Genomic DNA, 19,819 nt, shown 5'->3' on the forward strand with positions numbered 1-19,819 from the left:
CTAGGGATAGTAACTATCATTGCAAAGTTAAGGTTAATTTGCCGTTTTAGAGAATAATATGCGCCCCGCAGCTTGATGTTGCGGGGCGTTACTTATGTTATTGTAAATAAATCGTTTGGGGTGCAGTCCAATATTTTGCATAGCTTTTCAAGTGTTTATTAGCGATATAACACCTATATGGGATAGTTTTTCTATAAACTGTTGTACATCATTATAATTTGTTTTTTCGGAAAGAGCGTAAATATTTAATACGAAGCGTTGGGGTTTATTGTATTCATGCTTATTTCGGTCAATAATACAAAAATTAAGATTGTTAGGCGTATACTTAAAAGAGCCAATATGTTCAGGAACTAACTCAAATTCACCAGGATAAGCTGATAATATTCCCGCTATTTGAATAAGCAAAGCCAGCCTCAAAATATATCCAATTTGAGGATATGGAATTTGGTGTTACAAAAACAAACATAACAGTTGCATTTGCTAAACCTTCTTCAATTTTATGTACCCAGTTACGTCCAAAAGGTATACTTTGTCCATCGCTTGATTGAAAAATATCTAAAACACCACCTGTAATATCGTTCAATCTGTTTTTTAGAGCTGAAACCATAGAGCTATCCTTGCTTGAATGGCTAAAGAATACAACGGGTTTATTCATTACTACACCTCCATTTTAAATACCTTATCCTACTTATTTTTTATAGTAAACAAATCATTCGGTGTGCAGTTGAAAATGTCGCATAACTTTCCCATCATCTGAAAAGTTATCGATTTAGTTTCATTTTCAAGAAGTTTTGTTGCAAACCGATAGTCTGTTTCTAACTTCTTTACTAGCCAATATTTTGTGTTTCCGCTCTTATCCAACAAATGCTTTATATTCAATTCTATGTTCATTGTGTCCACCTTTCTATTATCATAATTTTACAGAAAAATGTACTACAATAAAACCGTATTGCAATACCCTTGATTGCAGCCTTGACAATTAGACAATCTTGCCGTATAATGCGATAAGGTGTAAAAACCTACATCAAAAACACGGAGGGACTACTTATGAACAGACTACTGGCAAGCGGGGACGGTAAATACCTTAGAAAGGGCGTTTTTTACTGGGTATTTATGCTTATCTTAGACATTATAGAAATTCGTGACCACATTATGCGTCTTGCTAGATTGCAACAGGAGGCAAAAGCATGAAACGGTTGAGATGTGCCTTAGTTGTAATGATTTGTGGGGCTTTGTTGATAGTGAATTTGTCAGCGTGTAGCGGTAACGCATATATACACAATAATAGTTGTCATTGGCGTGTAAGTGGCGGACATACGGGTCGAACACGGCAAATGACCACCGAAAGAGGAACAGAACGGTTTTATTGTCGGGAGTGCGTAGAAACGTGTCGGCGGTGTGGTGGACGTGCCACTACCCATCGTTACAATGCAATGGACTTTCATATATTCCTTTGTAGAGATTGTGCGGATTAGTTGGGGGTGTAGTATGAAATATTTGCGAAGTTTTATTTTTATCTTGGTATGTGCCATTCTGTTAGTTGGCTGTTCTGTTGATAATCAATCTAGCAGCAATGATAACAACCGCGAATACGAGTTTGTCATTGCAAGTGGTGGTGGATATAACATCGTGGCAAACTTATCTCCAGATATGGTTGGCGTTATTGACGATAATGGAAATTGGGTACATGAGCTTTCAACAAGTCACCCCTTTATTGTAGATGGTGCAATACAGATACCGCCTAGACATAACCGACCTGTCGTTGTTGCAGGTGGTGGGCAACCAACAGCTGAAATGCGCCGAGGTGTGCGGCAGTTAAATATACAAATGAGTTATAGGCACGCTGAGGGGGCTATCTTTGAAAAAGTAGAAAGGACATCAAACGTGCCAATAGTTGTTGGAAATCGCAGGTATTATAACTACCGCGTTATCCGCGAATATGACGCGAAGAGTAATACGTTGCGGTGATGGGCGCAAGCACTTCTAACTGCGCTATAAACGAATAGAATTGTAGAAAACAAAAAATATTAAGCCTAGAAATTATCGTTTCTAGGCTTAATGCTTTTAGTGGAAATCAAGGGTTGAATTTTCGGCTATTTTGCTGTATGATTATGTTAAATAGTGTAGAAAGAAAAGAGGTAGGTTTGAGAGAACAAGAAAATAAAACCATTGTACAAAAGATAAAGTCTTTTTTTAGGAAAGGGAAGAACAATATGACAACTCAAGCCATGATAGCAGAGGAACTTTATAATCTTCTTAACAATTTTGCTAAGAAAAAGTTTGACTTGCGTGTAAAACATATGACTTATAGTTTGCTAGAAAGTACTCTCTCGAAAGAGGAAGCTCGCAAAAAAGCAATAGAAATAGTGGCAGAAGACTTTGATTACTCAGAAGAAAATATTAATAAAAATTCTGAAAGAGACGTCAACTATTCACATTTAACAATAGAGTCCCTTTTTTCCAATGAAAGTCAAGAAGATTACAATTTTAGGTTTAACTCTGTATACAATAGCTGTATAGCAAGAGACTTTTCTAAAGATGATGCAGAAAGAATAGCAAGGGAAGTAACACCACGTTACAATACTGAAAAAACAAACAATGGCATTGATAGAGAAAGATAAAGCCTTAATTATCTAGTTGACTGAAAGGGTACTATACAAATGCTAAAATTGATAGAACGAAACATAACCGAACGGCATTGGGGAACAGTTATTAACATTACTATTTCTTTTTTATTGACGACTTGGTTTTTTGTTGCAAACCGTTTTGAAATAAATCTATTTTTGACTTTTTTTGTGTTATTTTTTCTTATAGCAATTCAGATTAGAGTAGCTATATTACAAAGACGCTATGCAAAAAACTATTCAAAACTTGAAGAAAAATATAAACACTTTATAAAGTGTTACGAATTTCTCAACGATGAATGCTTACTATACAGCCGTTGGGTGCAGAGTATCAATAAGATTAGAACTACTAATTTGGGAAACATCAACAAGTACATAAAATACGTAAATATACATGGCATACAGTATGAACAATCACCAATCATCACAGACCCTCAAGAACAACTTATAAAAATAAGAGATGAATTTGAGATAAGTGTGTTAGATTTATTTGGCAGAAGGGGTACAGCAGATGTAGAGACAACTCTAGCTTATAAAATACATTTTTTAGATGGTAGTTCTAGTGACTGGAAATCAATTGATGATACTTCTCACTCTACTGCGAAAACCTTTAATGACCTTGCCAATGACCCACGTAGCACATTTTATTCTGTATTAGTAAAAGAAGACCCTTTTGCGTTTCATCCTCGAAAAAAAGATGTTCTTCGCACTGATAGAGATGCAGCAAAAAAGTTAGGCAAAGAGGAAGGTAGATATTATAGGTCTGAATACGATAAAGCGGGCTACCCTGGCTCTATTATCTGCAAACATTTCGCAATCGTAAATAGTGACAACGTTAAAACAAAATATATTGAGGCCGTCGTTTCTCTTGCTACATTTAAAAATCCATTAATTTCAAAAGAAGATGGCGAGGAATTCACACGAAAATATGACTTGCTAAAACATGAAATAATAAGAAATCTTGAAAGAAAAATGGCAAACGAATTGGCACTTTTTTACATAGATAAAATTCACCCTTATCCTGCTCAAAGGCCACACCTTAGCATACAATAAATCTATGTTTATTTTGCTATCTGTTATATAAATTATCGTCCCAGAATAAATAATTACTAGATATTAGTTATTCTGGGAGTTGTTATATGCGAGCATTAAAATTCATAGCCTCAAACTCTTTGTATCTCATTTGGTTTGTACTATACTTCCTCATTGCAGGGCTTATGTTAGGCGGTACTCGTGATAGCTTTATTTGGGTGTCAATAATATACGGTGTATCTATTACAATCGCTCTATCGCCCATCGGCGAAGTAATACTGCAAATATCGGAAAACTGCCGAGAGCCGTCAACCGAGCAAGAGCGAGAATATTTGCTCCCGCTGTTTGAAGAAGTCTACGAAAACGCAATAGAAGTCAATCCGAAGTTGAACAAAGGCATAAAACTTTACATCATGGACGCAATGTATGTAAATGCTTTTGCTATGGGACGAAAAACTGTTGCCGTTACCAAAGGAGCAATAGAAACATTTACAGCGGACGAGTTAAAAGGCGTATTAGCCCATGAGTTGGGGCATATCACACATGGTCATACAAAGGCATTGTTGTTGTCTGTAATAGGCAACTTTTTCTTTACTGTGCTTGTGTGGATTTTTAGGGCAATATTGTTTGTAGTTCAAGTTGTTTCAGATATAGTAGCTGACCTTAATTATATAGGTGCTATATTTTCAATTTTCACGCTTATTGCAAGGGTGCTTGTTGATGTTAGCGTATTTGTGTTTATCAATTTAGGGCAAACGATACTTGCTTCAAATAGTAGATTTAATGAATTCCAAGCTGACAAATTTGCCCTTGATATTGGACATGGTCGGGAGCTGATTTCAGGGTTGTACCTTTTGCAGAAAATATCTATAAACAGAAAAATGAGTTGGTCGGAGCAATCGAAAGCGTCACACCCTCATATTGCGCACAGGATAGCTTATTTGGAGCGGTTGGAAAGTCAGCTTAATTAAATTTGCCTATCTGCGCCTCTAAGTGTACCCTTATTGAATGCCATTGTAAACCCTCATAAAAATAATGCCTTTGTATTCGAGGTATTATTTTTTTTGCCCTCTGTCGAGGCGTTGGGGTTGACAATGACATTCAATAAGGGTTGGCACATCATTACGCCGACAGGCGAAAATGAATCAAAGGAGAATAATACAATGTTAGTCTACAATGAGATGAAGTTAAGGGACTTCGAGTTTTGGGCAGGAGCCGTTGACAGAGTGAAAGAACTTACATGGGAACAGCTTGACACAATTGAAGCAATTTTAGAAGACATATACCCAAACGGAATTAACGAAACGCAGTTGAATGACCTCTTTTGGCACGACATGGACACCATATATGAGTGGCTGGGTCTTAACAAATTATAGAAACAAAAAGTCAAGGGCTTTCAATACCGAAAGTCCTTGACTTTTGATATGTTTTTTTGCGCGGTAAAAGTGGCAAAAAAACAATATTTGACAACATCGCACAAAATGTGTATAATGATTGCAGGACAGGGGGTTGAGCGGCTTTTTTTGAAGTCTGCCATCATCATCGCCTCGCGCTCAACCTCATCCATGGCGGCGATATCATCCTCATACCGCGCCGCCAACCGTGCCGCGACCTCTTTGGTCGTTAAATCGAGATGGGTGCGCATCATGGTTTTGAGTTCTTCAAGGTTATAGCGCGGGTTCATGGCGTGCAGCGCTGCCGCCAGTTGATCGGCATTTTCGTACCATTGCGTACTGAGCTGTGCGGCCTGGTTATTTTGCTTGTCGCGCAATGCTGTAATCAGCTGTGCGCCGATTTGCAAGTGTTGCGTTAGCAATTGTTCAACATCGCCCACCATCGCCGCATCAAAGTAGGGAGCAAAAATCGAGGCAATGTTACCCGGGTTTTCTAGCAATCGCGCCGTCGTGGCGGCCTCATCGTCAAGCCGTGCCGCAATGCTGACCAATAATAGCCGTGTCCAAAACACGTGCTGTGACCACGCCGTGCGCATGTCGAGTTGGAGTTGAGATATATTCAATGTTGGTGTCATTGTCTGCGGCGGCATGTCGTTTGGCTCAATGGAAAAATCGTTGGCGTTGATATCAATAGTACGTCCGATGGTAAGATTGTGCGGGTCAAGATTTTCATTCCGTGCTAAAATGGAGGCAACGGTGGTGTGGTACACTTGCGCCAGATGGTAGAGGTTATCACCCGGTCGAATGGTATGAGGTGTGGTACTGTTCATGCAAGCAACTCCTTATAGAAAAATCACTATCATGATATGCATCACTGTGACGCGTATTGCGCGTCCGCCCTTTATGTCCGCGCAATTCCTGTGTCTCGCGCCGCTTGTGCTACTGCTTGTGCTACTGCCGGCGCAACGCGGGTGTCAAACGGCGCGGGGATTATATAGTCGGAGCGGAGTTCGTTGTCGGGGATAATGTCGGAAATCGCTTTTGCGGCGGCGATTTTCATTTCGTCGTTGATGTCGCTTGCGCGGACGTCCAGTGCGCCGCGGAAAATACCGGGGAATGCCAGCACATTGTTGATTTGATTGGGGTGGTCACTGCGTCCTGTACCAATGACGGCACAGCCTGCCGCGATGGCGTCTTGTGGCTCAATTTCGGGTACAGGATTTGCCATGGCGAAGATAATCGGGTCAGCATTCATGCTGGCAACCATCTCTCGTGTTAACACATGCGGTGCCGATAACCCAACAAAAACATCTGCATTTTCGACAACATTATGTAAATTTCCACGCTTGTTTTCCAAATTGGAAATTTCGGAAATGGCCGCTTTTTCCCCGCTTAAATCGGCACGGCCGCTGTGAATTGCGCCTTTGGTGTCGCATAGAATAACCTTACGCAAACCCATGCTCATCAACAGCCGTGTCACAGCTATGCCCGCCGCGCCGGAGCCGTTGACGACTACAGACATATCAGATAAATTGCGCTTAGTCAGCCGCATGGCGTTTAGCATAGCGGCGACGGTGACCACCGCCGTGCCGTGTTGGTCGTCGTGGAAGATGGGAATGTCACAGGATTCTTTTAGCCTTCGCTCGATTTCAAAACAGCGCGGGGCGGATATATCTTCAAGGTTAATGCCACCGAAACTGCCGGCCAGCAGGGTGATGGTGCTTACAATTTCGTCGACACTCTTACTGCGAATGCAAAGTGGGAACGCATCAACGTCGGCGAATGCCTTAAACAAAGCGCATTTGCCCTCCATAACAGGCATGCCGGCTTCGGGGCCTATGTCGCCTAAGCCGAGTACCGCCGTGCCGTCAGTGACGACAGCGACCAAATTATGGCGACGAGTAAGTGTGTAAGATAAATTTACGTCCTCGGCAATTGCCAAACAGGGCGCAGCAACGCCGGGCGTATAGGCAACTGATAGTTCTTCTTTATCACTGACCGCCGCACGGCTGATGACTTCGATTTTACCCGCCCATTCGGCGTGTTTTTGCATGGCTTGTTGGTTGTAGTTCATAAATTTGCTCCTGCGATTGATTTAATGATTTAAAGTTTAAAATATTATACCATAAATAGCGCATACAGTGCAAATTTACATGCTGCTTGACGGCGGCTGCAATTTGGCGTAAAATAAAAGTATTAGAATGTAAATGTAGGGGGAGTTTCACTTGTTATTACTCGAAGAACACAAGCGCAGTTTGGATGGCCTGCGGCAGCCGTTGGAAGAATGGGTGGAAACGCTGAAGCTCGACGAGGTCACCGCACGTGCCGATGCGCTGGAAGAACAGAGCAATCAGCCGGGCTTTTGGGACGACCCGAATGCCGGGCAGAAAATTTTGCAGGAACTGAAAAAGCAGAAGGATATTATCAGCCGTGCCAAGGCGGTGCAGGGGCAGTATGAATCGTTACTGGAACTGTGCGAGCTGGCGTTGCTGGAAAATGATGAGTCGTTTGCCGAAGATTTGGGCGGTGATATTGCAAAACTATCTGAAGATATCGAAACCGCACGGCTGGAATTATTGCTAAGCGGCGAATACGACGATTGCGCGGCGATTTTAAGCTTCCATGCGGGTGCGGGCGGTACGGAGGCGCAGGACTGGAACGAGATGCTTGTGCGGATGTACATCCGTTGGGCGGAACGGCACGGGTTTAAGACCAAGTTGCTTGACAGCCTCGATGGCGACGGCGCGGGGCTGAAAAGTGCCAGCTTGCTCATTGAGGGCGAGCGGGCGTTTGGGTATCTCAAAAGTGAGATGGGCATTCATCGCTTGGTGCGCATTTCGCCGTTTGATTCATCGGGGCGGCGGCATACATCGTTTGCAGCGGTAGAAGTTATGCCCGACATTGAGAATGACGCCGATATTGTCATCCGTGACGAGGATATTCGCGTTGAAACACACCGTTCAAGCGGTGCGGGGGGGCAGAAAGTTAACAAAACTGACTCGGCCGTGCGTGTTACGCATATACCGACAGGCATTACCACAGCGTGTCAAACCGAGCGCAGTCAACACCAAAACAAAGATACGTGTATGCGTTTGCTGCGCGCAAAATTGGCGGAGATTAAAGAAAAAGAGCATTTGGATAAAATCGAGGACATCAAGGGTGTGCAGAAAGCCATTGAATGGGGTAGCCAGATTCGCAGCTATGTGTTTATGCCGTATACGTTGGTGAAAGACCATCGCACGAACTTTGAAAATGGCAACATTCAAGCCGTGATGGATGGGGACTTGGATGGGTTTATTCATGCGTATTTGAAGTCGTTGGTAGGGTAGTGCGTGATTTGCCGAACCCCATGTAGGGGCGAACATTTCCCTCATAGAGGGAGCCGGGGAATTTGGAGGAAATACATGACCATACGAACCATGACAATCGACGATTATGCGCCGATATACGCCCTATGGCGCAATACCCCGGGGATGGGGCTAAATGACCGCGATGATTCACGTGAGGGTATTGCCAAATATTTGGCGCGGAATCCCAATACTTGTTTTGTTGCCGAAATGGACGGTGAAATAATTGGCGCAATTTTGAGCGGACACGATGGACGCAGAGGGCGTATTTGCCATACGGCTGTGGCACAAAGCCATCAACGGCAAGGTGTCGGTGTATTGCTTGTTGATGCTGCGATGAACGCTTTACAGCGCGAGGGCATCAGCAAAGTTCTTTTGGTAGCATTTGCGAGAAACGAAAAGGGCAATACATTTTGGGAAAAACAGGGTTTTGCCGCGCGGGATGATTTGGTGTATCGTAATAAGGAACTTGTTGAATTGGTGAGGATTGATACGTAGTGTAATGCATGATTGGAGACACATATGTACAGCAACACAAATCGCGATGAAGCATACAAACACCGTTTGCTTGATTTTATCCGGCGCGAGTACGGCATTACCGTAACCGACATTGCGCCTGCCAAGCGTGGATTTTACGGCGAAACATGGAAAATAAACACGAAAAATACTCGGTGTTTTCTAAAATTGGTGTATGCCGTTGAACATAAGGAAGTTTACAAGCACAGCTTGCCAATCACCCAACATCTTTGCGACCACGGCATTGATTTTATCAGCCGAATTGTAAAGACGAAACATGGCGGCTTGTTTGCCGAATTTGACGGCGCAATCCTAGGCGTTTTCGTTTGGATTGACGGCGAGAATGCGCAAAATGAAGACACAAAACCTGTGGAATATCAACTGCTGGCAAAAGTGTATACCGTGCCGACCGATGGTTTGTGCATACCGCGCGAGGATTTTTCAAGCAGTGAGGTAGATTTGTTTTTCCGGCGCTGGCGTGCGCTTGGCCGCGAAGAAGTCCTTGCGCTGTTGGAGAAAAATCGCGATAAAATCGAGCATAGAGCCAAACGGTTAAAAGCGGCTGCAAAATTGTGTCAAGGCGATACAAGCGGCTTCGTTATCACGCACGGTGACGCAGGCGGGAATTTTCTCCAATCTTGTGACAGAAATTATATTGTTGATTGGGACGGTGTGCTGCTTGCGCCTCCTGAGCGTGATGCTTGGGTGTGCTGTCAATGGGATTGGGCGCGGGATGCGTTTTGTAATGCGTTGCAACAAAACGGCATTGATTACACGTTGCGTATCGAGCGGCTGGCATTTTATGCGTATTGGTACTTCTTTTTCTATCTAAATGCGTTTCTGGATTCGCGGGTGGAAGTTGGTATAATTGAAGAGTACATTGACGGTTGGATAGAGGGTAGTTTTCGTTATATAGATGAGCAAAAACTATAAAAGTTCGTTCGCCGGCTAATCCGCCGATAAAATAAAAAGGGGGTTCCCGTGCGACTTGTCGCGTGGGGGAATATCATGCCAATAATTCAAATTTTCGGAAAATCAAAGTGTTTTGACACCAAAAAGGCTGAGCGGTTCTTCAAAGAACGCGGCGTTAAAGTGCAGAACATCGACTTGCCGCGCTATGGCATTAGCCGCGGGGAGTTGCAATCTGTTGTTAAAGCGGTCGGCGGATTGGAAAAGTTGCTCAATGACAAACACCCCGATGCGGCAAACGTGAGCTATTTGGCGCACGAGGAAGATAAAATTGAGGCGTTGTTGGATTATCCGGCCTTGTTGCGTACGCCGATCGTGCGGAATGGGAAGATGGCAACGGTGGGTGTAAATATAGAAATATGGGGGACGTGGTTGTGACGGAGAAATTGGCTAGTCAGCTAAAATTCCTGGCTGCAGCAGATGGATTAAAATCAGTGCAGCGCCAAACGTGGTTGCTCGACAAAACACGACAGGAAAACAGTGCCGAGCACTCGTGGCACTTCGCCCTGATGGCTATGACGCTGTTTGAACATTGCGGCATTGAAGGCGTCGATCTCAACCGCGTCATAAAAATGGCAATTGTGCATGATTTAGTGGAAGTGTATGCCGGCGACGCCCCGGCTTTCGACAAATCCGCTCAAGTCGGTAAAGAAGCCAAAGAACAAGCCGCCGCCGACAAACTATTCGGTCTGCTCTCCGCCGCGCAAGCCGCCGAGTACCGAACCTTATGGGAGGAGTTCGACGCCATGCAAACTCCGGACGCCTTGTACGCCGCAGCCATTGATGTCCTGCAATCCTTTTACAATCAATACAACACCGGCGGCCCGGCCTGGATAAAATACCATGGCACTGTTGAACAAGCCTATAAACGCATGCTGCCTGTCAAAGCAGCGCTGCCCTCACTCTGGAATTATATCGAAGTCGCCATCGCTGATGCCACTGCAAAAGGCTGGCTGATTCCGTAGGGACGATATCTCAAAATACACATAAAAAGGCGGATTTCACCATGTCTCAAGACTGCACAGCCCCCGTACCAAAATACACTTTCCCTGAGCAATCCATGTTGCCCGAGGCGGCCGAGCAAATTGTGCGTGACGAGTCCATGCTCGACGGCAACGCCCGCCTAAATTTGGCGACTTTTGTCACAACGTGGATGGACGAGCGCGCCGACAAACTTTACGCCGAGGCGTATGATAAAAACGCCATCGATAAAGACGAATATCCCCAGACGGCGGCCATTGAGATGTATTGCTGGCGCATGCTGGCCGATCTTTGGCACGCGCCTAATCCGGAAATTGCCGTCGGTTGTTCGACTACCGGCTCATCTGAGGCGTGTATGTTAGGCGGACTGGCGCTTAAACGCCGCTGGCAAGAGCAGCGCCGTGTGGCGGGCAAGCCGGCGGACAAACCCAATCTCGTCATGAGCAGTGCCGTGCAAGTCTGTTGGGAAAAGTTCTGCAATTTTTTCGACATTGAACCGCGCTACGTGCCCATCAGTTGGGAGCATAAAGTACTTGATGGTCATGACTTAGCACGATACGTCGATGAAAATACCATTGGTGTGGTCGCTATCCTTGGCGTGACATACACCGGCATGTATGAGCCGGTCGAAAAAATCGCGGCAGTGCTGGATGATATTGAAGCGTCGACGGGGCTTGACATCAAAATCCATGTTGATGGTGCATCAGGTGCCATGATTGCGCCCTTTGCACAGCCCGAACTGGTTTGGGATTTTCGGCTGCCGCGCGTCGTATCTATCAACACATCGGGACACAAGTATGGGCTGGTTTACCCCGGTGTAGGCTGGATCGTTTGGCGTGATGCCGCTTTGCTGCCCGACAGCCTTGTCTTTAAAGTTGACTATCTGGGCGGCGATATGCCGACTTTCGCATTAAATTTTTCACGCCCTGGTGCGCAAATCCTGCTGCAATATTGGGCGTTTCTGCGCTACGGCTACGAAGGATATAAAGCTGTGCAAGATGAAACGATGCGCGTCGCGCAATACCTGGCCAATGAAATTGCCGGTATTGGCCCGTTCACGCTTTGGAATGACGCGTCGGATATTCCCGTTTTTGCATGGATGCTGAAATCAGATCCGGCGCGCAATTGGACACTGTACGATTTATCCGACCGCCTGCGTATGAAAGGCTGGCAAGTGCCCGCCTACCCCATGCCCGACGGCTTGACTGATATCACTGTCCAGCGCATTGTCGTGCGTAACGGGCTGAGCATGGACTTAGCGGGGCGGTTGATTGACGACATCCGTGCCCACGTCGCGCACCTAGAAGAAACAAATGTAAAAACGTCCGCCCGCCCCAATGCGGTATTCCATCATTAAACCTGCTCTTCCCTAACAGCCGCTGCCTGCGGCTCTTCCATCAATGCTGCCATCAACCTCTTACGGAAAATCAAAGCCACCGCCAGTGCGACCGCCACAACCGCACCCATCACAATGGCTGTCGTATAGCTGCCCTGTGAAATACGGTCGCCTAGAAATACATAGAAAACCGCGGAAGGCACACTGCCCGCCACAACCGCGATAATATATTTCCACAATATAATTTTGGTCTCAGCAAACAAGTATGGCCCGACACTCGAAACCCAAGGCAGTAAGGTTAGCAAAAATGCTGCAAACTCAGGGCGTTTGATGGTTCTGTGTGACTTTTTCAGCTTATTCTTAGGCGTCTTTTTAGCCTTGATCAGCCCGTCGAATTGACGAACCGAAACCACAACGAACATATTCCCCAACGCCACTCCGGCAAGAAAGATAAACGGCCCAAAAAAAATACCATAACTTAATCCGGTCAGCACTCCGACTGCCGGCGCCGGAATAATTGGTACAATAACTTGCAACGCCGCCAACCCAATCAAAGCGGGAACGCCCCGCCACCCAAAAGATTGCACCGTTGTCACAAGCGTTGTTTCGTCATCGGTATGGGTGATAATACCCCGAATAAGGGGAAACAATTGTACCACCATGGCAAGCAAGAGACAAAAAAACACCACCATAGCGACTGCGATTAAAGCCTTGTGCATCTTCATAGCTATACTCCTGTGAAGGCGTTGGTATCCGTGCTTAGGAAACTGTGTCCTCTTTGACTTTAACTGCTGTATAAACAATGACAGCCAATGCCGCGCCGATGAGTGGGGCGGCAATAAACACCCAAAGGTCGTTCAATGCTGTGCCGCCTGCGAAAAGCGCCGGGCCGATGCTGCGGGCCGGGTTGACAGATGTGCCTGTCAACGGAATGCCTACGATATGCACAAAGGTAAGGGTCAAGCCGATAACGATACCGGCAACCGCGCCTTTGGATTTGTCGGCAGTCACGCCGAGGATAACCAACACGAAAATGAAGGTGAGAATCACCTCGATAAGAAACGCGCCGCCAATGCCGCCGGCATTGGCCGTAAGATTTGAACCGAGATTTCCGGTATGGTCTATGTTTGCAATATTAGACATCACGTACAACAGCCCCGCACCGATGGTCGCGCCGAAAATTTGCGAGATAACATAGCCGCAAAAATCGGATAAGCTAATGCGCTTGTCTAACAATGCACCTAATGAAACAGCGGGATTGATGTGGCAGCCTGATACGCCGCCGATGACGTATGCCATTGCCACAATAGAAAGGCCAAATGCGAGTGCAACCGCTAAATGTCCGCCACTGACATCTGCACCCAAGAATACCGCGCTGCCGCAGCCCATGAAGACCAAGACCATTGTACCAACGATTTCCGATATGTACTTTTTATTCGTATTACTTGACATAGTGACTGCTCCTTTGCTGATTATTTTGACGCAATTATACCATGACAGGTTTACAAAAGCAAGTTTTTCCTCTGACACGCGTGTTTTGCTCGTTGGCGCAATATTGCCAAATAAATTTTGCGAAAAAAAGCAGAAAATAAACAGGAGATTTGTCGCTCCGTCGGGTATAAAGAATAATAGGGGATAGAAAGTGGGGGATGGCCATGCAGTGCCGAATTGAACAGCAGAATCGTGAGCGAAACACTTTGTCACGTTATGCGGCGTATAGTGATGTCTGTGATGTGCGTACCATGCCCGAAGAACCATGTCCGACGCGGACTTGTTTTCAGCGCGATATTGACCGTATTACGCACAGCAAAGCGTTTCGCCGCCTGATGCACAAGACGCAGATGTTTCTCAAACCAGAAGGAGACCATTATCGTACACGGTTGACGCATACATTGGAAGTGGCGCGGATTGCGCGGACAATGGCGCGGGCATTGCGGCTCAATGAAGACTTGGCTGAAGCGATTGCGCTGGGGCATGACCTGGGTCATACGCCATTTGGGCATACCGGTGAGGATATTCTCAACGAAGTGATGCCCGGCGGGTTTACGCACAATGCCCAGAGTTTACGAGTTGTTGAAGTGCTGGAAAAGGACGGACAGGGCTTAAACTTGACCGAGGTGGTACGCAATGGCATTCAGCACCATTCAGGCGGCACGCCGCCTGTAACGCTGGAAGGGCGGCTGGTACATAAAGCCGACAGGATTGCTTATATCAACCATGATATTGATGATGCATTGCGCGGCGGGCTGCTAAAACCCTCTGATTTGCCGGGTAACTGCATTGCGGTGCTGGGCGACAGCCACAGTACACGCATTAACACGCTGATTTCTGATGTCATTGAGAACAGCTTTGACAAGTCTAATATTCTTATGTCGCCGCGGGTTGAAACGGCGATGTTGGACTTGCGGCAATTTTTATTCGACAATGTGTATCTCGAATCGGCGGCCAAAGACGAAAATGCTAAGGCGCAGTCGTTGGTAAAGTTGCTGTTTAATTACTATATCGACCGTCCCGAAGTACTGCCCGATGAGTATGACAAATCCGATGTCAGCCGTGGGGCGTGCGATTATATTGCGGGGATGACCGACCAGTTTGCTGTTAGTACGTTTAGGATGTTATTTGAGCCGCAAGGATGGGAGGCGTAGGGCAAGTTAGTAACTAGCAATGGGTAATGTCGTGCGTAGCACGTGGCACAGTAACGAATGTTTTCTAAAACGAAGTAGGAGGCAACATGAAAAAAATAATTAGCATTTTGATAGTTGCCTTGCTGTTTACGGGAACTGTTGGAGTAAGCGCGTTGCAGCCGCCTACATGGTTCACGCTTCGCGTACGGGTGGTCAACGAGTTCGGTGAGCCTATGGAAGGCGTACAGTTCCATGCGTATGGGTTCGACCAGCTTGAAAGTTTTTTTAATTTTGAACAAGGAGAAGATAGATTGATTGTCGGAGCAACACCGATGGCTGACCGCGAGGGCAACGCTGTGATTTTGTCCTCTGACAATGGCGGCTATGTATACCATCGCTTTATGATGCCGTTTGGTGGAAATAATGCATACTTTGTATTACGTATGGTTAGTGCCGCCGATGGGCATCGTCGAAATGAATTACACACGATGTATATTAGCCGGCGCGAAGATTTTGTTGGTAGTATGCCATGGACGGTGGAAAGACAAATCGTACTGATTGGCACTAACCCACATACAAGTGATGCCGGTGTGGCGATGATTGTGGCCGTTGGTTTGTCAGGACTCGCAGGGATAGGTGTCTTGTTGATGAAAAGGGGGTGTAGGCTATGATGTTTCCTCCTGCATTCCTCGATGAGGTCACCTTCAAGACTGATATTGTCGAGCTGATTAGCGGTTACACGACCTTGAAAAGCCAAGGCGGGCGCTGGATCGGGCTTTGCCCGTTTCACAATGAGAAGACGCCGTCGTTTAACGTTACGCCGGAGAAGCAGGCTTACTATTGCTTCGGTTGTGGCGCGGGCGGTGGGGTTGTGCAGTTTGTGCAGAATGTCGAGAATCTCAGCTTTCAAGAGGCGATTGCCTTTTTGGCTTCGCGTGTCGGATTGGTGCTGCCTGAACACACGTACGATGATCGTCACAAGCTGATTACAAGGTTGCTTGATATTCATCGTGAGGCAGCGCGTTGGTTCCATGAGCAGCTGAGAGTCCACCAAAGTGCGGCCGATTATTTGCAGCGGCGTCGGTTATCGCCTGCTATTGTCAAGCGATTTGGTGTCGGTTACGCGCCCGACAGCTGGGACGCGTTGCTCAAATTCTTGACAGCCAAAGGGTACAGTAAGGATGATTTGCTCAAAGCCGGATTGATTGCCAAGAACCAAAAGGGCGGCTATTACGATAAGTTTCGGCACCGCATTATGTTCCCGATTTTGGACGTTCGTAAGCGGGTGATTGCTTTTGGCGGGCGGGCGATTGGTGCAGAGGCGGTGAAATATCTCAACTCGCCGGAAACGCCGATTTTCTCCAAAAGCCGTGAGCTATATGCCTTGCATGAGGCAAAAGCCACTAAGGGTGGACGGATTATTTTGACCGAAGGGTATCTCGATACGCTGGCGTTGTACCAGGCCGGGTTTGATTGCGCGGTTGCCAGCCTCGGCACAGCGTTTACGGCGCACCACGCCGCTATGATTGCGCGGTATGCAAAGGAGGCTGTCATTGCCTTTGACAGCGATGAGGCCGGCAAAAAAGCCGCTGCCCGTGCCGCACCCATTCTGCAAATGGCGGGGCTGAATGTGCGTGTGCTGTCGTTACAGGGGGCGAAAGATCCCGATGAGTTTATTCAGCTCAAAGGGCGGGATGCTTTCGCGCGGCTACTTGACCATGCACAGACGCATGCCGACCATTCGCTGGCCGAGATTGCAATGCGACACGATTTAGAGACCGATGCGGGACGTGTGGCATTTTTGAAAGATGCCGTTGCCTTTATTGCCTTGTTGGCCAGCCCCATTGAGCGCGAAGTATACACCGGGCGAGCGGCCGAGCTGGCCAAAGTCAACCATCAGGTAGTGGCAGCTGAAGTTGAGCGCATGTTGGGCAAGCGGCGCAAGCAAGAAACGAGGCAGTCATTGCGCACCGTCGGTGGCAATACACACGGTGCAAAGGCAAAATTGTTCAGTGCTGAGGAAGATTTGTTGCGCTTGCTGTTGACTGACCCCACATTGTGGGATAAGCTACCGCCCGACTTCAATGAGGACAAGCTGTCCGACCCGTTTGCAAAAGACATTTTCGCGCGGTTAAAGCAAACACGCGGCGGGGTGTCGACGCTTGACTTAACGCAAGAGCAGTCGGGCAAGTTGGGGAAACTGTTGCAAAAACCATCGGCCGCCGCACCGCAGGCAATCAAGGACTGCTTGACTATTATAGAAACGCAAAGCGGCATCGCGGAAGCAGAGGGCGACGATAAGGTTGCCATTTTGCTTGAACGCCGACGGCAACAGAATTGAACATTTTTCGAACCGAGAGCGGCGTGGTTGCGTCGATGAGTGCAGGACATTCATATTAGGTGGTATAGATAATGATTAGTTTAAGAAAAATATTGAATGATGATATGCTTGATGAATGTCTTACCCTTCAAGTGAAAGAAGAGCAAAGAAAACATTGCGCCAATAATATGCGCTCGTTAGCCGAGGCATGGCTGCATGATTCAATTTTTCGCCCATTTTGTATTTATAAAGATGAAGTAATGGTTGGGTTTGTAATGCTCGAATATGATGAGGCAGAGAAAGAATGTGGAATATGGAGAATCATGATTGACGAAAAATATCAAGGAATGGGATATGGAAAAGGTGCGATGAACATTGTTTTGGAATATATTAGAAGTAATCCCATATTTGAAATTATATATTTGCATGTAAAGCCTGATAATGGCATTGCGATAAAACTGTATGAGGAATTGGGCTTTTTTATTGCAGGCGAAACAGATGAAAATGGCGAGCTTCCAATGGTATTGAAGCGCACAGTATAAGCATTTTCTGCACCGTTGCTAATCGCAGCAGATGAATATGATTAACACAAAAAGTCACGGACGTGCAAGGCGCGCCGCCAAAGAAAGGAACATCATCATGACAGAACAAGAGAAAAACATTGGACAAATAGCCGAAACGCAAAAAGGTAAAAGTGAGCTGGAAAAGCAGCTTGACGCGCTGGAAGGACTGCTCGAATTAGGGAAGAAAAAAGGCGGTAAACTGGAAAATGAAGAGATTGCCAATGCGCTGGAAGATGTAACTGTTGAGCCCGAGCAAGTCGATGATTTGTTCGAGAGCTTAGAAAAAGGCGGCATTGATGTCAATCTAGAAGAAGCGACGCTGGAAATTGAGTCGCTTGAACCGCTCGAATTGCCTGTTATGGAACTGGAAGAGCCGCCGGAAGGCGTGCCTTTGATGCCGGTTGACGAGGAAGTTTCGCCTGAGGAACTGGCAAATCCCGAGTTGTTAGCCGAGAATTTTTCGCTCGATGATCCGGTGCGGATGTACCTCAAAGAAATCGGTAAAGTGCCGCTGTTGAGCGGCGATGAAGAGGTTGATTTGGCGCGGCGTATGATGGAAGGTGACGAGAAGGCTAAAATGCAGTTGGCTGAGGCCAATTTGCGTTTGGTCGTCAGCATTGCCAAACGCTATGGCGGGCGCGGAATGCTGTTCCTTGATTTGATTCAAGAGGGCAATTTGGGCTTGATTAAGGCCGTTGAGAAGTTCGACTACACTAAGGGCTACAAATTTTCAACCTACGCGACGTGGTGGATTCGGCAAGCAATTACGCGTGCCATTGCCGACCAGGCGCGGACGATACGCATTCCCGTGCATATGGTGGAGACGATTAATCGCTTGATTCGTGTATCGCGGCAGTTGCTGCAGGAGTATGGGCGTGACCCGACAGCTGAGGAGATTGCTGTTGAGATGGGCATTACCATTGAAAAAGTGCATGAGATTATGAAAATTGCGCAGGAACCGGTATCTTTGGAAACACCGATTGGTGAGGAAGAGGATAGTCATTTGGGCGACTTTATTCCCGATGAGGGCGCCAGTGAGCCATCAGAGGCAGCAAGCTATACGCTGCTGAAAGAGCAGCTGATAGATGTGTTGGAAACGCTGACGGCACGGGAGGCAAAGGTGCTGAAGCTGCGGTTCGGCATTGAGGACGGGCGCGCGAGAACGCTGGAAGAAGTAGGGCGCGAGTTTAACGTCACACGCGAACGCATTCGGCAAATCGAGGCCAAAGCGCTGCGGAAATTGCGGCACCCGAGCCGGAGCAAGAAGTTGAGGGACTACTTGAATTAGCGAGTCGATTGTAGTTACGGCGCAGGAAAGTGCTTTGGAAGGGATTTTATGTTTAAGCGAGTACTTACGGCATGTGATGGTGTTGGCAATGGTGTTCCAGTGGACATATAGTTTGACAAGTTTTGATTTATCAAACTGGGACACAAGCAATGTAACATACATGTTTGGCATGTTTAACGGTGCGACAAACTTGTGAGAGCAATATATATGGGTGGGGTGTTCAACTCCTGGATGGCATATGGCAGAACATGGGTCGTGGGTCTGCAATCAATCCGTGGGGTGAGTTTATTTTCACGGCGGATGAACTGATGGAAAATTACGATGGCATGGCCATGGCAGGTACATGGATACGCGACGCCATTCCGCCCAACGACCGGGCATATGATTACATTGAACGCGCTTTTGACTTAGGTTTGCTATCCCAACGCTCTCAACGTGTGCTGAATACGTCTTGGCGTGAGGGCATTTCACGCCTGCGCGGTTTATCGAGGTATACACGGGCGAGAATATTGAAGACTTCGTGGCGTCAAGCGACCCGGATAGCTTATATGAGGTGTTGTTTCCCGCGGCTGTTACGGCGCAACTCATGCCGACACATAGGTGCGGCAGTGAGCGGCCAGGCATGAAGCCGATAAAGACAAAAAATATAGGGGGTGAACATCGTTTGCCCTCTTGCTTTGTCAGCCTATCTGTGATATACTTTATTTCAAAATTTAGGAAAGGGCGTGCATATCATGCGGTATTTATCTAAGACAACTGTGGAATTGGCCGTTGTGCAAATGATGGTGTTTTCCCTGATGCCGCCCGGCGGCATGGGATATAATT

Annotated in this window: 23 protein-coding genes; 18 read left to right on the forward strand and 5 right to left on the reverse strand. The window is 46.6% G+C overall.

The genetic code is table 11. The features are described 5' to 3' along the window. Positions 1 to 361: 361 nt before the first annotated feature. Positions 362 to 655, reverse strand: coding sequence for a toll/interleukin-1 receptor domain-containing protein (locus FWE06_06610; GenBank protein MCL2546849.1), 294 nt, complete (start codon positions 653 to 655; stop codon positions 362 to 364). 392 nt (positions 656 to 1,047) lie between these two features. Between FWE06_06610 and FWE06_06615 the strand changes: the two genes are divergently transcribed. The 6 genes from FWE06_06615 (at position 1,048) to FWE06_06640 (ending at position 5,032) form a co-directional block, all read left to right on the forward strand. Continuing rightward, positions 1,048 to 1,191: a hypothetical protein gene (locus tag FWE06_06615; GenBank protein ID MCL2546850.1), complete on the forward strand. Its 144-nt coding sequence runs from the start codon at positions 1,048 to 1,050 to the stop codon at positions 1,189 to 1,191. A gap of 297 nt (positions 1,192 to 1,488) precedes the next feature. Then, positions 1,489 to 1,968, forward strand: a complete 480-nt coding sequence (locus tag FWE06_06620) for a hypothetical protein (protein ID MCL2546851.1) — start codon at positions 1,489 to 1,491, stop codon at positions 1,966 to 1,968. Positions 1,969 to 2,144: 176 nt separating this feature from the next. Then, positions 2,145 to 2,621 (forward strand): hypothetical protein, encoded by a 477-nt coding sequence (locus FWE06_06625; protein ID MCL2546852.1) that lies wholly within the window; start codon positions 2,145 to 2,147, stop codon positions 2,619 to 2,621. A gap of 39 nt (positions 2,622 to 2,660) precedes the next feature. Further along, positions 2,661 to 3,677: a hypothetical protein gene (locus FWE06_06630; GenBank protein MCL2546853.1), complete on the forward strand. Its 1,017-nt coding sequence runs from the start codon at positions 2,661 to 2,663 to the stop codon at positions 3,675 to 3,677. An 86-nt stretch (positions 3,678 to 3,763) separates the two neighbouring features. Beyond that, positions 3,764 to 4,627, forward strand: coding sequence for a M48 family metalloprotease (locus tag FWE06_06635; GenBank protein ID MCL2546854.1), 864 nt, complete (start codon positions 3,764 to 3,766; stop codon positions 4,625 to 4,627). A 123-nt stretch (positions 4,628 to 4,750) separates the two neighbouring features. Next, a complete protein-coding gene (locus FWE06_06640) occupies positions 4,751 to 5,032 on the forward strand; it encodes a hypothetical protein (protein ID MCL2546855.1) in 282 nt (93 codons plus the stop codon). 20 nt (positions 5,033 to 5,052) lie between these two features. Here the strand turns inward: FWE06_06640 and FWE06_06645 are convergent, their stop codons facing one another. Both FWE06_06645 and FWE06_06650 read right to left on the reverse strand, forming a co-directional pair. After that, on the reverse strand, positions 5,053 to 5,880 hold the full coding sequence (locus FWE06_06645) for a LysM domain-containing protein (GenBank protein MCL2546856.1): 828 nt from the start codon (positions 5,878 to 5,880) through the stop codon (positions 5,053 to 5,055). Between the two features lie 71 nt (positions 5,881 to 5,951). Further along, positions 5,952 to 7,124: an NAD-dependent malic enzyme gene (locus FWE06_06650; GenBank protein ID MCL2546857.1), complete on the reverse strand. Its 1,173-nt coding sequence runs from the start codon at positions 7,122 to 7,124 to the stop codon at positions 5,952 to 5,954. A gap of 202 nt (positions 7,125 to 7,326) precedes the next feature. On the opposite strand from FWE06_06650, the gene prfB reads away from it, so the two are divergent. From prfB to FWE06_06680, 6 genes are all read left to right on the forward strand, one after another. Further along, positions 7,327 to 8,379, forward strand: coding sequence for a peptide chain release factor 2 (prfB, locus tag FWE06_06655; protein MCL2546858.1), 1,053 nt, complete (start codon positions 7,327 to 7,329; stop codon positions 8,377 to 8,379). A 75-nt stretch (positions 8,380 to 8,454) separates the two neighbouring features. After that, complete coding sequence (locus FWE06_06660; GenBank protein MCL2546859.1) at positions 8,455 to 8,895, forward strand: GNAT family N-acetyltransferase; 441 nt, start codon at positions 8,455 to 8,457, stop codon at positions 8,893 to 8,895. A gap of 24 nt (positions 8,896 to 8,919) precedes the next feature. Further along, a complete protein-coding gene (locus FWE06_06665) occupies positions 8,920 to 9,846 on the forward strand; it encodes an aminoglycoside phosphotransferase family protein (protein ID MCL2546860.1) in 927 nt (308 codons plus the stop codon). Positions 9,847 to 9,921: 75 nt separating this feature from the next. Next, a complete protein-coding gene (locus tag FWE06_06670; GenBank protein ID MCL2546861.1) occupies positions 9,922 to 10,260 on the forward strand; it encodes an ArsC family transcriptional regulator in 339 nt (112 codons plus the stop codon). Continuing rightward, positions 10,242 to 10,847 carry an HD domain-containing protein gene (locus FWE06_06675; protein ID MCL2546862.1) on the forward strand — a complete coding sequence of 202 codons (606 nt, stop codon included), beginning with the start codon at positions 10,242 to 10,244 and terminating at the stop codon, positions 10,845 to 10,847. The genes FWE06_06670 and FWE06_06675 overlap by 19 nt, the downstream gene beginning before the upstream one ends. 41 nt (positions 10,848 to 10,888) lie before the next feature. Further along, a complete protein-coding gene (locus FWE06_06680) occupies positions 10,889 to 12,220 on the forward strand; it encodes a glutamate decarboxylase (GenBank protein ID MCL2546863.1) in 1,332 nt (443 codons plus the stop codon). On the opposite strand, the gene FWE06_06685 is transcribed toward FWE06_06680, so the two are convergent. Both FWE06_06685 and FWE06_06690 read right to left on the reverse strand, forming a co-directional pair. Next, positions 12,217 to 12,924, reverse strand: a complete 708-nt coding sequence (locus tag FWE06_06685) for a VTT domain-containing protein (protein MCL2546864.1) — start codon at positions 12,922 to 12,924, stop codon at positions 12,217 to 12,219. The two genes, FWE06_06680 and FWE06_06685, sit on opposite strands and share 4 nt — an antisense overlap. 34 nt (positions 12,925 to 12,958) lie before the next feature. After that, the gene (locus FWE06_06690) at positions 12,959 to 13,651 is read right to left on the reverse strand and encodes an MIP family channel protein (GenBank protein ID MCL2546865.1); all 693 of its coding nucleotides are present in this window, start codon (positions 13,649 to 13,651) and stop codon (positions 12,959 to 12,961) included. 203 nt (positions 13,652 to 13,854) lie between these two features. Between FWE06_06690 and FWE06_06695 the strand changes: the two genes are divergently transcribed. The 6 genes from FWE06_06695 to FWE06_06720 all read left to right on the forward strand — a co-directional run bounded on the left by FWE06_06695 (position 13,855) and on the right by FWE06_06720 (position 19,620). Continuing rightward, complete coding sequence (locus FWE06_06695) at positions 13,855 to 14,844, forward strand: deoxyguanosinetriphosphate triphosphohydrolase (GenBank protein MCL2546866.1); 990 nt, start codon at positions 13,855 to 13,857, stop codon at positions 14,842 to 14,844. Positions 14,845 to 14,930: 86 nt separating this feature from the next. Beyond that, entirely contained in the window at positions 14,931 to 15,494 is a 564-nt protein-coding gene (locus FWE06_06700) for a hypothetical protein (protein ID MCL2546867.1), read from the forward strand. Further along, on the forward strand, positions 15,491 to 17,164 hold the full coding sequence (gene dnaG, locus FWE06_06705) for a DNA primase (protein ID MCL2546868.1): 1,674 nt from the start codon (positions 15,491 to 15,493) through the stop codon (positions 17,162 to 17,164). The genes FWE06_06700 and dnaG overlap by 4 nt, the downstream gene beginning before the upstream one ends. 71 nt (positions 17,165 to 17,235) lie before the next feature. Further along, on the forward strand, positions 17,236 to 17,685 hold the full coding sequence (locus FWE06_06710; GenBank protein MCL2546869.1) for a GNAT family N-acetyltransferase: 450 nt from the start codon (positions 17,236 to 17,238) through the stop codon (positions 17,683 to 17,685). Positions 17,686 to 17,782: 97 nt separating this feature from the next. Beyond that, positions 17,783 to 18,994, forward strand: a complete 1,212-nt coding sequence (gene rpoD, locus FWE06_06715; GenBank protein MCL2546870.1) for an RNA polymerase sigma factor RpoD — start codon at positions 17,783 to 17,785, stop codon at positions 18,992 to 18,994. A gap of 248 nt (positions 18,995 to 19,242) precedes the next feature. Continuing rightward, entirely contained in the window at positions 19,243 to 19,620 is a 378-nt protein-coding gene (locus FWE06_06720; GenBank protein ID MCL2546871.1) for a hypothetical protein, read from the forward strand. Positions 19,621 to 19,819 lie beyond the last annotated feature (199 nt).

It is taken from the genome of Oscillospiraceae bacterium (assembly GCA_009780275.1).
Lineage (GTDB): Bacteria > Bacillota > Clostridia > Oscillospirales > UBA929 > WRAI01.

What these genes read in the sequence shown, in the direction of transcription:
- FWE06_06610 (MCL2546849.1), bottom strand. Translation starts at nt 655, where the DNA reads ATGAATAAACCCGTTGTATTCTTTAGCCATTCAAGCAAGGATAGCTCT.
- FWE06_06615 (MCL2546850.1), top strand. Translation starts at nt 1,048, where the DNA reads ATGAACAGACTACTGGCAAGCGGGGACGGTAAATACCTTAGAAAGGGC.
- FWE06_06620 (MCL2546851.1), top strand. Translation starts at nt 1,489, where the DNA reads ATGAAATATTTGCGAAGTTTTATTTTTATCTTGGTATGTGCCATTCTG.
- FWE06_06630 (MCL2546853.1), top strand. Translation starts at nt 2,661, where the DNA reads ATGCTAAAATTGATAGAACGAAACATAACCGAACGGCATTGGGGAACA.
- FWE06_06635 (MCL2546854.1), top strand. Translation starts at nt 3,764, where the DNA reads ATGCGAGCATTAAAATTCATAGCCTCAAACTCTTTGTATCTCATTTGG.
- FWE06_06640 (MCL2546855.1), top strand. Translation starts at nt 4,751, where the DNA reads ATGACATTCAATAAGGGTTGGCACATCATTACGCCGACAGGCGAAAAT.
- FWE06_06645 (MCL2546856.1), bottom strand. Translation starts at nt 5,880, where the DNA reads ATGAACAGTACCACACCTCATACCATTCGACCGGGTGATAACCTCTAC.
- FWE06_06650 (MCL2546857.1), bottom strand. Translation starts at nt 7,124, where the DNA reads ATGAACTACAACCAACAAGCCATGCAAAAACACGCCGAATGGGCGGGT.
- FWE06_06660 (MCL2546859.1), top strand. Translation starts at nt 8,455, where the DNA reads ATGACCATACGAACCATGACAATCGACGATTATGCGCCGATATACGCC.
- FWE06_06665 (MCL2546860.1), top strand. Translation starts at nt 8,920, where the DNA reads ATGTACAGCAACACAAATCGCGATGAAGCATACAAACACCGTTTGCTT.
- FWE06_06670 (MCL2546861.1), top strand. Translation starts at nt 9,922, where the DNA reads ATGCCAATAATTCAAATTTTCGGAAAATCAAAGTGTTTTGACACCAAA.
- FWE06_06675 (MCL2546862.1), top strand. Translation starts at nt 10,242, where the DNA reads ATGGGGGACGTGGTTGTGACGGAGAAATTGGCTAGTCAGCTAAAATTC.
- FWE06_06680 (MCL2546863.1), top strand. Translation starts at nt 10,889, where the DNA reads ATGTCTCAAGACTGCACAGCCCCCGTACCAAAATACACTTTCCCTGAG.
- FWE06_06685 (MCL2546864.1), bottom strand. Translation starts at nt 12,924, where the DNA reads ATGAAGATGCACAAGGCTTTAATCGCAGTCGCTATGGTGGTGTTTTTT.
- FWE06_06690 (MCL2546865.1), bottom strand. Translation starts at nt 13,651, where the DNA reads ATGTCAAGTAATACGAATAAAAAGTACATATCGGAAATCGTTGGTACA.
- FWE06_06695 (MCL2546866.1), top strand. Translation starts at nt 13,855, where the DNA reads ATGCAGTGCCGAATTGAACAGCAGAATCGTGAGCGAAACACTTTGTCA.
- FWE06_06700 (MCL2546867.1), top strand. Translation starts at nt 14,931, where the DNA reads ATGAAAAAAATAATTAGCATTTTGATAGTTGCCTTGCTGTTTACGGGA.
- dnaG (MCL2546868.1), top strand. Translation starts at nt 15,491, where the DNA reads ATGATGTTTCCTCCTGCATTCCTCGATGAGGTCACCTTCAAGACTGAT.
- FWE06_06710 (MCL2546869.1), top strand. Translation starts at nt 17,236, where the DNA reads ATGATTAGTTTAAGAAAAATATTGAATGATGATATGCTTGATGAATGT.
- rpoD (MCL2546870.1), top strand. Translation starts at nt 17,783, where the DNA reads ATGACAGAACAAGAGAAAAACATTGGACAAATAGCCGAAACGCAAAAA.
- FWE06_06720 (MCL2546871.1), top strand. Translation starts at nt 19,243, where the DNA reads ATGGGTCGTGGGTCTGCAATCAATCCGTGGGGTGAGTTTATTTTCACG.